Below are 12,910 nucleotides of genomic sequence, written 5' to 3'. Positions count from 1 at the left end.
TACAACGACCGACCGGCCCAGGTCATTCCGACATCAGCCGGCCACCTGCCAGGGCGGGGTACTCCTCGGTCAGCCACCCGGTTACAACGCCACCGGCCCGACCCCGATTCCGCCCTGGCGTACCCGAGATTCGGACATTCGACGCGCCGAGGCAGAGACAGGCATACCCATCCACGGCATCCGTACCGCCTCGGAGCACCCGTACCCCCTGCCTTTCGAGGGTGCCGCACGGACCGGGTGAACGGACGTTCCGGCAGGTGGGTGAAGCTCGTGGGTTCGGTACGGGATCGGCTGGGGTTACCCTGACACCATGCAGGCGGTCTCCCCCACCACGTCCGGCGTGGCCTTTCTGGCCCGACCCGGTCGTCCCACCCTGGTGACCGGGACGTTGACCGAGCTGCGCGGACCCACCCGGGGCGTGGTCGAGCTGCCGGTCCGCCTGATGTGGTGCGCCGACCGCGCCTTCGACCTGGCCGACCACGACCAGTTGCTCTGGATGTACGAGAACGTCCTGCGGGAGACCACGAACGTCGACGACCTGCGCAGTCTCGTCGACGGCTGGACGTTGCGGCGCGTGTGGCGACAGTTGAACCTGCCACGGGGCGTACGGCTGGCCTGGGAGACCCGGCACCGGGGTCTCCGATCGGCGTGACCGGACGACCGCACCCGCACGAGTTCTACCGCGAGGTGGCCCGGGTGGCGCTGGACGTCGCCGGGCCACACCGCTTCGTCCTCGGCGGCGGGGTCGCGTGGGCCGCGTACGGGCTGGTCACCCGCCCCACCGAGGACGTCGACCTGTTCGCGGACGTGGAGGGCGCGGCGGCGGCTGCGGCGACCGGGGTACGGGAGGCGCTGGAGGCGGCCGGGTTCGAGGTGGCCGACGCGGACCCGGACAGTGACCTCGGCGGCCTCTTCGAGGGCTTCGACCGGGACATGCGGGACTTCGTGGTCGCCCGGGACGGCCGGCAGATCCGGCTCAGCCTGGCCCGGCTGGACCGACACCGCAGTCCGGTGGTGATGGAGTTCGGGCCGGTGATGGACGTCCGCGACCTGATCGCCAACAAGACCGCCGCCCTGGTCAACCGGCGGGAGGTACGCGACTACATCGATGTCGCCTCCGCGTTGGAGCACCGCTCAGTCGGCGAGCTGCTGGGGTTGGCCCGGCAACTCGACCCGGCGCTCGACGACGAAGACGTACGGGAGGCGGGGCGCTACCTCGACCGGATCCCGGACGAGCGGTTCGCCCGGTACGGCCTCGGCCCGGCGGACATCGACCGGATCCGCCGACACCTGGCCGCCTGGCCCCGCTGACTCACCCGACGTCCGCGCCGTGCCCAGCGGGCGGTGGCCGCCTCCGGCGTCGGGGTTTCGTGTTAGGAAGGGTCCCCTGCTATGCACGAGGCGTTAGCAGGGGACCCTTCCTTGCACCTCACTTGGTGAAGCGGCCGCCCGTGACGCCGAGGATCTCGCCGGTGATGAAGCTCGACTCCTGCGAGGCGAAGAAGACGTATGCGGGCGCCAACTCGGCGGGCTGACCGGGCCGGCCGACCGGCGTGTCCTGGCCGAACTGCTTCACCTTCTCCTCCGGCATGGTCGCCGGGATCAACGGGGTCCAGATCGGCCCCGGCGCGACCGCGTTCACCCGGATGCCCCGGTCCACCACGTCGGCGGCGAGCGCCTTGGTGAAGTTCGCGATCGCCGCCTTGGTGGTGGCGTAGTCCAGCAGTTGCGGTGACGGGTCGAACGCCTGGATCGACGAGGTGTTGATGATCGTCGCGCCGTCGCCCATGTGCGGCAGGGCCGCCTTGCACAGCCAGAACATCGCGTACAGGTTGGTCTTGAAGACCCGGTCGAACTGCTCGGTGCTGATGCCCGCGATGCCCTTCTCCTGGGCCATCTGGTACGCCGCGTTGTTGACCAGGATGTCGATGCCGCCGAGGTCGCTGACGGCCCGCTCGATCAGCGTCTCGCAGTTGCGTTCGTCGGCGATGTCGCCGCGGATCGCGATCCCCCTGCGGCCGGCGGCCTCGATCAGCCGTACGGTCTCCCGGGCGTCGGCGTCCTCCTCCTCGCCGAGGTACGAGATCAGCACGTCCGCGCCCTCGCGGGCGTAGGCGATCGCCACCGCCCGCCCGATACCGGAGTCACCGCCGGTGATCACCGCCTTCTTGCCGTCGAGCTTGCCGGTGCCCCGGTACGTCTTCTCGCCGTGGTCCGGCTCGGGCGCCATCTCGTCGGTCCGCCCCGGCGGCGACTGCTGCTGGCTCGGCTGACCCGACTGCTGGCCGTACTGCTCGGTCGGGTCCTGCGGGGTGTGCTGGTGCTGGCTCACGGGTGTCTCCTCGGTGCGCTGACGGATGCCCTCACCGATCGCCCTACCCGACGTCGGTGGCCGGAAACAGCCGGGCACTCGTGAGACTGGCGTGCTTCTCGGGGCGCTGCTCCGGCGCGACGGCGGCCACCACCGCTAGAGCATCCTAGGATCCTGGTAGGCGAGGGGTCAGGAGGCGGTCTGAGCGGCGAGGGTGCGCGGTCGGGGCAGCCGGGCGGCCGCCGCCAGGGCCAACCGCACCGGCGCCTGGGCGACCAACTCGTCGAAACCGGCCTGCCCGGAGCAGAACCGGGTGAAGGCGCGCCAGCCCGGTGGCGTCGCGATCGCCGCGTGCAGGATCTCCGGCCGTCGGGCGAACGCGTCGAGCAGGCGGTACCCGGCCCGCATGGACGGCACCAGCCGCTGGGCCACCGCCCGTTCGTAGCCGACCAGATCCCCGTCGACGACCGCGTCACCGGCCAGCTCGCCGGAGCGCAGTGCGTAGCTGATCCCCTCCCGGGTCCAGGGTTCCAGCAGGCCGGCGGCGTCCCCGGCGACCAGCACCCGCCCGCGCCGCAACGGCGAGTCCTCCGCCCGGCAGCGGGTCAGGTGCCCCGAGTCGTGCGCCGGACGGATCCCGGCCAGGCCGAGCCGGTCCACGAACCGGCGGAGGTACTCACGGGTCCGGTCCCCCTCGCCGCGACCGGCGATCACCCCGACCGTCAGCCGATCGCCCTTGGGGAAGACCCAGCCGTACGACCCGGGCAGCGGACCCCAGTCGAGTAGCACCCGGTGCCGCCACTGCTCCTGTTGCGGCGGCGGCACCGGCAACTCCAGCTCCAACCCGAGGTCCACCTGCCGGTGCCGCACCCCGACGTGCCGGCCGCTGACACCCGAGGAGCCGTCGGCGCCGACCACGGTCCGGGCCAGCACCGTGTCGCCGTCGGCCAGCCGCAGGCGTACCACCTCGGGGGTCTGGTCGAGCGCGCGGACCGCGACCCGCTCGCGGACCTCCGCGCCGACGGCCACCGCGGCGGCCCGCAACCGGTCGTCGAACTCCTCCCGGCGCACCATGCTCACCAGCGGACCGTCCCGGTGTCGGCGGGTGAGCGCGCGTCGCCCGTCCAGGGTGAAGGTGACCCGGTCGACGACGTCGTGGGCGGGTACCTCGATCCGACCGGCCACGGCGGCGAGCGAGACACCCGTCAAGCCACCGCCGCACGTCTTGTACCGGGGGTGCGCGGCCCGTTCGAGGACCAGGGTGCGGACCCCTCGCCGGGCGGCGGCGTAGGCGGCGGAGAGGCCGGCGGGACCGCCGCCGATCACCACGAGTTCCCAGACGGTCACCGCAGCAGCCTAGGTCAGCCGCGACGCCGTGTGGGGGGCGGCGCGCCACCCCCCGTCCGGGGTGCATCTTCGTCGCCGCGCCGGGTAAGCGCCCGACGCAGACCGCCCGTGACCGGCGGTGGAGCCCAAGGAGGAAACCATGCAGCAGGTCCAGCTGTCGGACGTCGAGGCTCGGGTGTACGACGCGGTGGCGGCCCTGGAGGTACGCGGACAGGTCCCCTACCCCGACCTGATCGCCCAGGAGTGCGGCCTCACCGAGGAGGAGTTGCAGACCCCGCTGCACCTGCTCACCGAAAAGAACCTGCTGCACCGGGAGGACTCGCCGATGGCCGGGCTCGACTTCGGCCCGCGCTTCTGCGCCCAGCAGCTCACCTGACGTCGTGGGTCCCGTACCGGGGCCGCGCCGGACGACGCCGATCGGGACAGGGGGGCGATGAGCGCCACCGGCACCGACACGTACGACGACCGGCGACGGTGGCAGGCCCTGGGCGTCGGGCTGGTCGCGGCGTTCATGACGCTGCTCGACATCAGCATCGTCAACGTGGCCATCCCGTCGCTGGACCGGGCCCTGAACGCCGGGCCGAGCGACCTGCAGTGGGTGCTCTCCGGGTACGCGTTGACCTTCGGTCTGGTGCTGGTGCCGGCCGGCCGGTTCGGCGACGTGCACGGCCGGCGCAACGCCTTCGTGTTCGGCATCGCCCTGTTCACCGTGACCAGCGCCCTCGCCGGACTCGCCCAGTCACCCGGCTGGCTGGTCGCCGCCCGACTACTCCAGGGCGCCGCCGCCGGTCTGGTGAACCCGCAGGTGACCGGCCTCATCCAGCAACTGTTCCAGGGACCGGAACGGGCCCGGCCGTTCGGACTGCTCGGTGCCACCATCGGCATCTCCACCGCGGTCGGACCGCTGCTCGGCGGCCTGCTGATCGCCGCCGGTGGCCCCGAACACGGCTGGCGGTGGGTCTTCTTCGTCAACGTGCCGGTCGGCATCGTCGCGGTCATCCTCGGCTGGCGGCTGCTGCCCCGCCACCCGATCGGCCAGGTGGTACGCCGTCGACCAGACCCGGTCGGCGTGGTGCTGCTCGGCGTCGGCGTGACCCTGGTGCTGCTGCCGCTGGTGCAGCGGGAACAGTGGCACGGCCCGGCCAAGTGGCTGCTGCTCCCCGCCGGCCTGGTCACCCTGGTCGGCTTCGCACTCTGGGAGCGGCGGTACGCACGCCAGGGCCCACCCCTGTTCGACGTACGCCTGTTCACCCGCCAGTCGTACGCGCTGGGTTCGCTGATCGCGTTGATCTACTTCGGTGGCTTCACCGCGATCTTCTTCATCTTCACGCTGTACCTGCAGAACGGACGCGGCTACAGCGCACTGATCGCCGGTCTGGCGATCACACCGTTTGCCCTCGGGTCGGCCGTCGCCTCCGCCGTCGGCGGGCGGATCGTCAACCGCTTCGGTCGACCGTTGGTCGCCGTCGGGCTGCTCGCCGTGGTGGTCGGGCTCGGTCTGGTCGCGCTCGCCATCCAACTGGCGCCGCACGCGCCCGTGCCCTGGGTGACCGCGGCGCCGCTGCTGCTGGCGGGGCTGGGCAGCGGTCTGGTGATCGCCCCCAACCAGACGCTGACCCTGTCGCAGGTGCCGGTCCCGCAGGCAGGCAGCGGCGCGGGCATGCTCCAGACCGGTCAGCGCATCGGCTCGGCGGCCGGAATCGCCGCCGTCGGCGCGGTCTTCTTCTCGGTCGTGGCCAGCGGGAACGACGCCTGGTCGAAAGCCTTCGAGCGGTCTCTGCTGGTGTCCGCCGGCATCATCGCCCTAGCGCTGGTCGTAGCCCTCGTCGACATCGCCCGCCACCACCGTCATCGGGGTTCGGTGTAAGGGAGTGGTGTGTAAGGGAGTGGTGTGTAAGGAGGTGGTGTGTAAGGAGGGGTCCCCTGCTAACGCCTGGTGTATAGGAAGGGACCCCTCCTAACATCCCACCCCGCAACACGCCGCATGCCGAGCAACGGATCCGGCGCACGGCAGACGCCACCGGCCGGCACCCTGGTGTTGGTGCCGGCCGGCGGCGTTCTTGCTCCCCCATGTTCGAGGAAAGTCTGTGTGTGGTGTGGGGGTCAGCTGTTCCAGTGTGCGGCGACCAGGTCGGCGGCCTGCTGCTCCCACTGGGCGTAGTGATCCGGGAACGCCGACACCTGCACCGTCTGGGCGGCCACGGTCAGCGGCATGTCCTGCCACCCGTCGACCTGCTTCAAACCCTTGAGGAACGCCAGGGTGGAGTACTCGGGGTCGGTGATCTGCTCCACCGTGCCCCAACCCGACGACGGCCGCTGCTGGAACAAACCCTGCGAGTCGTGATCGTTACGGTCACCCAAGTGACCCAGGTTCTCCAACTTCGACTCCTGAAACGCCGTACCGATCGCGATGACCGCGGCACGCTCATCCATACCGGCCTTCTTCGTCGCCGCGATAATCGCCTTCGCGTTCGCGACCTGCTCATCGTCCAGGTCGATGCGGGACTGGGCGCCCTGCACACCGTGCGGGATCAGCGTGCCGGTATCCGGCTTGTCGGCCTGCACCGCCACCGGCGAAGTGGCGACAGGGGCGGCGTCAGCCTGCGCGATCGGGCCGGCGAACACACCACCAGCAAACGCCAGACCAGCAACACCCAGAACACTCTTACGCAGCAGCTTCGAGTTCATGACACAGCTCCATTCGGGGGTAGACGCCACCCACCAGGGGGGATAGGAAGGGCGACGCGAACGCCGTCAGGCGCTAAGAAGAAGAGGGAATCGACGCACCAGATCCGAGGGGGATTCACCGAACCTTGCGTCGGGTCAATGCACAACCACCTGCCGGGCCGAACCATTCCCCGAGGGGGGGGATATCCGGGAGGCCCTTGCGGCGTCGGGATCACAACCACCCGCCAGCCCGCATCATTCCCGGGCCCAACCGCAAGCCCTCACGGCGCCGGGACCAGGTATAACGACCTACCGAGCCAGGTCATATCCGACATCCACCCGCCAGTGGGTGAGGTCCTCCTCGGTCAGCCACCGGGTTACAACGCCACCGACCCCACCCCGATTCCGCCCCGCACCCGCCCACCCGGACCCGACAATCGGACATCCGGTCACATCCGGGACGAACCTAGCCTCAGCTTCCCGGGTAGCGGCTCGATCTGCCGCCCCGCCGCCCTCCTGGTTGACCAAGAGGTATTAGTGCGGACACGACACACATCCCGACTCAAACTTCTTGATCAACGGGGCGATCGCGGGCGCGGGAGGCGGCCGGCCCCTTGGTGGGGCCGGCCGGGGTGTCGGAGGGGGTCACCAGAGTTGGGTGACGATGTCCGCCGACTGCTCCTCCCACTGCGCGTAGTGGAACGGGTACGCCGACACCTGCACCGTCTGAGCGGCAGTGGTCAGCGGCAGATCCTCCCAGCCGCCGACGTTCTTGAGGGCCTCGAAGAACACCGTCGAGGAGTACTCGGGGTCGGTGATCTGGTCCACGCTGCCCCAGCCGGTGGACGGGCGCTGCTGGAACAGGCCCTGGGAGTCGTGGTCGTTGTACGCGCCCAGGTGGCCGAGGTTGTAAAGCTTCGACTCCTGGAGTGCGGTGGCGATGCCGATGACCGCGCCCCGCTCGCCGACGCCGGTCTCCTTGGCGACCTCGATGATGGTCTTGGCGTTCTCACGCTGCGCGTTGTCCAGCGGGACCCGCGACTGGGCGCCCTGCACTCCGTGCGGGATGAGGTCGTCGCGGCTGGGCTTTCCGGCCCGGGGCTTGTCGGTGGTGCCGCCGGTGGTCAGGCCGGACTCGACGGTGACGCCGCTGGAGTTGCGGCCGGTGGCCTTGTCGATGGCGGCCACGGCGCCCTGGTGCGGGCCGGAGGTGATCGGCGCGGCCACGGCGGTGGGGCCGAGGGCCAGCCCGGCGAGGGCGGTCACCCCCACCACGCTCAGAGTGGTCTTCCGGTTCGGGTTCGTCGCGATGGCCGGGAGCCATCGAGTGAAGTCCAGCTTCACGATGGTTGCCCTTTCGATCGTACGAGCCGCTCGGGGTGAGCCGCTCTCGGGGGAACTGCCGCCGGTCGGGGTGTGGATGCCGGCGCTATGGGGAACACAACTCGCCCGACGTGTCGGTCATTCCGGGCATGACTGAGATGCCCGACGGCGTGACCCGGGTCACGCGCGAGACCCGACCTCCGGTGCCAGAACCGAACAGAAGACTCAGAGCTCGTACGGGGTGCCGAAGCGGACCAGGACGTGCCAGAGCTGCTTGAGGTGTTGCAGCGTCTCGGCCGTGGACCCGCGATCGGCCCAGCGGCCGGGGTCGGTGACCACCGAGGCGGCGGCCCGACCGATCAGCGCGGCGTGCACCGGCTCCCCCGACCCGGCGAACTCGGCGTGCACCCGCGCGGCCAGCGGCGGGATGGCCGGCCCCCGGAACCCGGCGTCGACCCGGTCCACCGGCAGGGCGAACCCCGCGTGCCAGCGCAGCGGGAAGCCGTACCGCTCGGCGGCGGACGCGAGGGTGACGCCGGTCGCGGTGCCCCGGAACGAGGGGTCGACCACCAGTTCGCACACGTCCCGGGCCAACGTGACCGGCCCGTGCACCTGCGCCTCGACGTAGTCGTCCAACGCCCGGCCGGCGCTGCGGGACACGGTGTCGGCGTCCCCGCGGCGGCGCAGCAACTCCTCGACCAGGGTCAGCACGTCCGTGCCCGGCCGCCCCAGCGTGATGCCGGTGTCGGCGGTCGCCGTGAGCAGCGCCGCCAGCACCGGTTCGACCACGTCGACGGTGCCGACGTCCCGTGGGGCGAGGTGGCTGTCGCCGAGACAGAACGTGGTGCGGGTCAGCACCTCGGGGCGCAGCCGCAGGTGGCACGAGCCGAAGCGCGGGCACGCGCCGTCCGGGTGGTCGAGCAGGTTCAGGCCGCCGTACTTCGGGCGGTCCGCCGGGCTCACACCCGGTCGCTGGTACGCGCCGCCGAACAGTCGCCGTTCCCAGCGGTCCCGGTCGCCGCCCGGGTACGCGCTGAGCCCGCCGTTGGAGATGCCCGTCTCGAACTGGCTGCGGTAGACGCCCTCGGTGGCGAGCGCCTCGGCCACCGTCCGCCCGCCGGCGAGCAGTCGGTCGGGGTGGAAGTTGAGCGTCACGCGCCCGGCCCGGCCGAACCCGGCCACCAGGCGTTCCGGATCGTGCCGGACGCCGCTGCCGGCCAGCGCCCGACCGATCCGGGCCAACGCCGCGGGACGGTCGCCCAACGCCACCTGCCGGACGTGGCGCAGCGCCGCACTCTGGGCGGCGGTCAGCGCGGCTCGCGGGACGGACATCCGCCGAGTGTGGCCAGGCCGACGGCCCGCCGCCAACCCGTAACCGGCCGCAGGGGCGGCGAGGACGCCCCTGCGGCCGTCAGGTCAGTGGCCCCGGGCCAGCCACTCGGGTAGCTGCGGGGCCTCCGCGCCGATGGTGGTGCTGTCGCCGTGGCCGGTGTGCACCACGGTCTGTGGCGGCAGCGTGAGCAGCCGGTCCCGGATCGAGTCGACGATGGTGCCGAAGTCGCTGTACGAGCGGCCGGTGGCGCCCGGTCCACCGGCGAACAGGGTGTCGCCGGTGAACACCACGCCGAGGTCGGCGGCGTACAGGCAGCAGGCGCCGGGGCTGTGCCCGGGGGTGTGCAGCACGGTCAGCGTGGTGCCGCCCACCGTGATCGCCTCGCCGTCGGCGAGCGCACCGCCGGGTGCCTCGTCGGGGTGCACCATGTCCCAGAGCACCCGGTCGGCGGGGTGCAGCAGCACGGGCGCGCCGGTGACGCGGGACAGCTCCGGGGCGACGCGGACGTGGTCGTCGTGGGCGTGGGTGGCGATGATCGCGGTGACCCGGCGTCCGGCCACCACGGCGAGGATCGCGTCCACGTCGTGCGGGGCGTCGACGACGACGCACTCGGTGTCGTCGCCGACGACCCAGACGTTGTTGTCGACGTCGAAGGTCTGCCCGTCCAGGGAGAAGGTGCCGGAGGTGACGGTGTGGTCGATCCGGGCGGCCATCAGAAGACCACCACCGAGCGGAGGACGTCGCCGCGGTGCATCCGGGCGAACGCCTCCTCGACGCCGTCGAGCGGGATCTCCTCGGTGACGAAGGCGTCCAGGTCGAGGCGGCCCTGGAGATAGAGTTCGGTCAGCATCGGGAAGTCGCGGCTGGGCAGGCAGTCGCCGTACCAGCTCGACTTCAGCGCCCCGCCCCGGCCGAAGACGTCCAGCAGGGGCAGCTCGATCCGCATGTCGGGCGTGGGTACGCCGACCAGCACGACGGTGCCGGCCAGGTCGCGGGCGTAGAAGGCCTGCTTCCAGGTCTCCGGACGGCCGACGGCGTCGATCACCACGTCGGCGCCGAAGCCGCCGGTGGCGGCCTGGATCTCGGCCACCGGGTCGGACTCGGAGGCGTTGACGGTGTGGGTGGCGCCGAAGCGGCGGGCCCAGTCGAGCTTGCGGGAGTCGGTGTCCACCGCGATGATCGTCGTCGCGCCGGCCAGGGCCGCACCGGCGACCGCCGCGTCCCCGACGCCACCGCAGCCGATCACGGCCACCGAGTCGCCCCGGGTCACGTTGCCGGTGTTCATGGCCGCGCCGAGACCGGCCATCACGCCGCAGCCGAGCAGCCCGACGGCGGCCGGCCGGGCCGCCGGGTCCACCTTGGTGCACTGGCCGGCGTGCACCAGCGTCTTCTCCGCGAACGCGCCGATGCCCAGGGCCGGGGCGAGTTCGGTGCCGTCGACCAGGGTCATCTTCTGGGCGGCGTTGTGGGTGGCGAAGCAGTACCAGGGGCGGCCGCGCCGGCAGGCCCGACACACGCCGCAGACGGCCCGCCAGTTGAGGACCACGAAATCGCCCGGCGCGACCGCGTCGACTCCGGCACCGACCTGTTCGACGATGCCCGCCGCCTCGTGGCCGAGCAGGAACGGGTAGTCGTCGTTGATGCCGCCCTCGCGGTAGTGCAGGTCGGTGTGGCAGACCCCGCAGGACTGCACGCGTACCACCGCCTCGCCGGGCCCCGGGTCGGGTACGACGATGTCGGTGACCTCGACGGGCGCGCCCTTGCTGCGCGAGATGACTCCCTTGACCTGCTGGCTCACGCTCTCCTCCTCGTCCGCACCGACGCGAAGCGCCGCCGCCGTTGCGCCGCGACGTCGCCGGTGGGACGGCGACGCCCGCGATCACTTCCGCTGGCGAACCTACCGGTGGGCGAGCGGGTCGGCACAGCTTCGGCGCGGGTTGCCGTCGGTCGGTGCCCGCCCTGGTCACGGCGGGCGGCGTTGCGCCAGCGCACCACCTGCACCACGCCGAGCGCCCAGAGCACGTACTGCGTCGAGAAGGCCCAGCGGTACGCGGTCAGGTCGGGTGCGGCCTGGCCCGCCGGGGTGACCAGGTCCAGCACCACCCCGACGGTGAGCACCAGCGTGATCGAGGCGACGAAGCCGCCGACGTTGACGATCCCGGCGGCGCTGCCGAGGCGGCTGACCGGGTTGAAGGTCCGGGCGTAGTCGAGGCCGATCATCGAGCCGGGGCCGCTGAGGGCCAGCACCAGCACCAGCGTGACGAGCAGCCAGCCAGGTGCCCGACCCGGCCAGGCGAGCAGCACCGTCCAGACGGTGGCGGTGACGCCGACGATGGTGAAGACCAGCACCGAGCGGTGCTGCGGGTGGCGGGCGCACAGGTGCGCGACCAGCGGCGCGGTCAGCAGCATCCCCAACGTCAGGACGGTGAGCAGGGAGGCCGCCGCGGTCGGGCTGAGCCCCTGCCCCTGCACCAGGAACGGGAAGCCCCAGAGCAGGGCGAAGACGGTGCCGGAGAACTGGGTGACGAAGTGGGTCCAGAGCCCGAGCCGGGTGCCCGGGTGCGCCCAGGCGGCGGCGAGCCGCCCACCGCCGGGGGCGGGGGTGGGTACGGCGGGCCGGTGCGGGGTGTCCCGGACGGCGGCGACCGTCACCAGCAGCACGGCCGCGCCGCCGCCGGCGGCGGTGAGGAAGGCGGTGGTCCAGCCGGTGTGGTGCAGCAGCGTCACCAGCGGTACGGCGGCGAGGACCGCGCCGAGCTGGCCGAGCGTGCCGGTCAACTGGACCAGCAGCGGGTTGCGGCGGCCCGGGAACCAGAACGCGATCAGGCGCAGCACGCTGATGAAGCTCATCGCGTCGCCGAGACCGATCAGGACGCGGGCCGCCACGGCCAGGCGTACGTCGGTGACCAGGGCGAAGGCGAGCTGACCGGCGACCATCAGGACGCCGCCGGTGATCAGGAGCCGGCGCGAGCCGTACCGGTCGAGGAGCATTCCGACCGGCACCTGCATCACCGCGTACACGGCGAGTTGGGCCACGGTGAGGGTGGCCAGGGTGGCGGCGCTGATGTCGAAGCGCTGCGCCGCCTCCACCCCGGTCACGCCGAGGGAGGTGCGGTGGAAGATCGACGCGATGTACGCGCTGAGCGCCACCGCCCAGACCAGCACGGCTCGACCGGGCGGCGCCGGAAGCGGGGCCGGCCCGATGCTGGACGCGCTCACGAGGAGGTACCGGTGCACGGAGGCGAAGCGACGATCACGCGCTCACCGGGGACCCAGGAACACGCGTGCGGAGGTGTCGATGTGCGCGGCCACGGCGGCCACCCACGCCTGCGGGTCGTCGCCGTCGAGGGCGGCGAGTTGTGCGGCGTGCTCGGTCAGGGCCGCCTCGGCCCAGCGGGGCGAGAGCCGGAAGCTCGCCTCGCCCATGCGGACCTGCCGGTCCCGCAGCCGTTGGTACAGCTCGGCGAGGATCTCGTTGCCGGCGGCGTCGACCACGGTGGCGTGGAACGCCCGGTCGGCGGCCATCAGGGCGGTCAGGTCACCGGCGGCGTGCGCGACGCGCATCTCGGCGAGCCGTTCGGCCAACCGGTCACGGATCTCGGCGCGCCGGGGCCAGATCCGCTCGGCGGCGTGCACCTCGACCAGTCGACGGGCCTCCACCACGTCGGCGATCTCGCGGGCGGACACCGGCAGGATCAACGCGCCCCGCTTGGGATAGAGGCGGACCAGCCCTTCGGTCTCCAGGCGCAGCAGCGCCTCCCGGACCGGAGTCCGCGACACGCCGGTCGCCTCGGCGATCTCGCCCTCGCTGACCAGGGCACCGCCGGGGTGCAACTGCTCCAGGATGGCGCGTTTCAGATGGTGGTAGGCCCGTTCGGCGGCGGACGGCGCGGTGACTCGACCGGCCACCGAGGGATGCGTCATGTATC

General features: G+C 72.1%; 13 protein-coding genes. 4 read left to right on the top strand and 9 right to left on the bottom strand.

Annotated features, from left to right (window positions below):
• Nucleotides 1-310: 310 nt before the first annotated feature.
• Both ACZ31C_RS13340 and ACZ31C_RS13335 read left to right on the top strand, forming a co-directional pair.
• Nucleotides 311-652, top strand: coding sequence for a hypothetical protein (locus ACZ31C_RS13340; RefSeq protein WP_350694409.1), 342 nt, complete (start codon nt 311-313; stop codon nt 650-652).
• A complete protein-coding gene (locus tag ACZ31C_RS13335; protein ID WP_465795477.1) occupies nt 649-1,311 on the top strand; it encodes a nucleotidyl transferase AbiEii/AbiGii toxin family protein in 663 nt (220 codons plus the stop codon). The genes ACZ31C_RS13340 and ACZ31C_RS13335 overlap by 4 nt, the downstream gene beginning before the upstream one ends.
• A gap of 118 nt (nt 1,312-1,429) precedes the next feature.
• Here ACZ31C_RS13335 and ACZ31C_RS13330 read toward each other — a convergent pair whose 3' ends face one another.
• On the bottom strand, nt 1,430-2,332 hold the full coding sequence (locus ACZ31C_RS13330; RefSeq protein WP_465795476.1) for an SDR family oxidoreductase: 903 nt from the start codon (nt 2,330-2,332) through the stop codon (nt 1,430-1,432).
• Between the two features lie 168 nt (nt 2,333-2,500).
• On the bottom strand, nt 2,501-3,658 hold the full coding sequence (locus tag ACZ31C_RS13325; RefSeq protein ID WP_465795475.1) for a geranylgeranyl reductase family protein: 1,158 nt from the start codon (nt 3,656-3,658) through the stop codon (nt 2,501-2,503).
• A gap of 139 nt (nt 3,659-3,797) precedes the next feature.
• Here ACZ31C_RS13325 and ACZ31C_RS13320 point away from each other — a divergent pair, with 139 nt between their 5' ends.
• A complete protein-coding gene (locus ACZ31C_RS13320; RefSeq protein WP_350694415.1) occupies nt 3,798-4,034 on the top strand; it encodes a hypothetical protein in 237 nt (78 codons plus the stop codon).
• A 57-nt stretch (nt 4,035-4,091) separates the two neighbouring features.
• On the top strand, nt 4,092-5,525 hold the full coding sequence (locus tag ACZ31C_RS13315) for an MFS transporter (protein WP_465795474.1): 1,434 nt from the start codon (nt 4,092-4,094) through the stop codon (nt 5,523-5,525).
• A 236-nt stretch (nt 5,526-5,761) separates the two neighbouring features.
• Here ACZ31C_RS13315 and ACZ31C_RS13310 read toward each other — a convergent pair whose 3' ends face one another.
• From ACZ31C_RS13310 to ACZ31C_RS13280, 7 genes are all read right to left on the bottom strand, one after another.
• Nucleotides 5,762-6,346, bottom strand: a complete 585-nt coding sequence (locus ACZ31C_RS13310) for a hypothetical protein (RefSeq protein WP_465795473.1) — start codon at nt 6,344-6,346, stop codon at nt 5,762-5,764.
• Nucleotides 6,347-6,970: 624 nt separating this feature from the next.
• Nucleotides 6,971-7,669, bottom strand: a complete 699-nt coding sequence (locus tag ACZ31C_RS13305) for a hypothetical protein (RefSeq protein ID WP_465795472.1) — start codon at nt 7,667-7,669, stop codon at nt 6,971-6,973.
• Nucleotides 7,670-7,873: 204 nt separating this feature from the next.
• Entirely contained in the window at nt 7,874-8,980 is a 1,107-nt protein-coding gene (locus ACZ31C_RS13300; RefSeq protein WP_465795471.1) for a DUF3626 domain-containing protein, read from the bottom strand.
• Nucleotides 8,981-9,064: 84 nt separating this feature from the next.
• A complete protein-coding gene (locus ACZ31C_RS13295) occupies nt 9,065-9,694 on the bottom strand; it encodes an MBL fold metallo-hydrolase (RefSeq protein WP_465795470.1) in 630 nt (209 codons plus the stop codon).
• Complete coding sequence (locus tag ACZ31C_RS13290) at nt 9,694-10,779, bottom strand: S-(hydroxymethyl)mycothiol dehydrogenase (protein ID WP_396752652.1); 1,086 nt, start codon at nt 10,777-10,779, stop codon at nt 9,694-9,696. The genes ACZ31C_RS13295 and ACZ31C_RS13290 overlap by 1 nt, the downstream gene beginning before the upstream one ends.
• Nucleotides 10,776-12,200 carry an MFS transporter gene (locus ACZ31C_RS13285; RefSeq protein ID WP_465795469.1) on the bottom strand — a complete coding sequence of 475 codons (1,425 nt, stop codon included), beginning with the start codon at nt 12,198-12,200 and terminating at the stop codon, nt 10,776-10,778. Before ACZ31C_RS13285 ends, ACZ31C_RS13290 begins: the two co-directional genes overlap by 4 nt.
• A 42-nt stretch (nt 12,201-12,242) precedes the next feature.
• Nucleotides 12,243-12,905: a GntR family transcriptional regulator gene (locus ACZ31C_RS13280; RefSeq protein ID WP_396752648.1), complete on the bottom strand. Its 663-nt coding sequence runs from the start codon at nt 12,903-12,905 to the stop codon at nt 12,243-12,245.
• Nucleotides 12,906-12,910: the final 5 nt, after the last annotated feature.

The sequence above is a fragment of the Micromonospora sp. NPDC023869 genome (assembly GCF_055559695.1).
Note: the sequence above shows the minus strand (reverse complement) of the source record. Positions and strands in the feature narration are given on the sequence as shown.

Excerpts from the sequence above, each read along its gene's own strand:
- ACZ31C_RS13320 (WP_350694415.1), top strand. The coding sequence starts at position 3,798 with ATGCAGCAGGTCCAGCTGTCGGACGTCGAGGCTCGGGTGTACGACGCG.
- ACZ31C_RS13315 (WP_465795474.1), top strand. The coding sequence starts at position 4,092 with ATGAGCGCCACCGGCACCGACACGTACGACGACCGGCGACGGTGGCAG.
- ACZ31C_RS13280 (WP_396752648.1), bottom strand. The coding sequence starts at position 12,905 with ATGACGCATCCCTCGGTGGCCGGTCGAGTCACCGCGCCGTCCGCCGCC.
- ACZ31C_RS13295 (WP_465795470.1), bottom strand. The coding sequence starts at position 9,694 with ATGGCCGCCCGGATCGACCACACCGTCACCTCCGGCACCTTCTCCCTG.
- ACZ31C_RS13340 (WP_350694409.1), top strand. The coding sequence starts at position 311 with ATGCAGGCGGTCTCCCCCACCACGTCCGGCGTGGCCTTTCTGGCCCGA.
- ACZ31C_RS13300 (WP_465795471.1), bottom strand. The coding sequence starts at position 8,980 with ATGTCCGTCCCGCGAGCCGCGCTGACCGCCGCCCAGAGTGCGGCGCTG.
- ACZ31C_RS13310 (WP_465795473.1), bottom strand. The coding sequence starts at position 6,346 with ATGAACTCGAAGCTGCTGCGTAAGAGTGTTCTGGGTGTTGCTGGTCTG.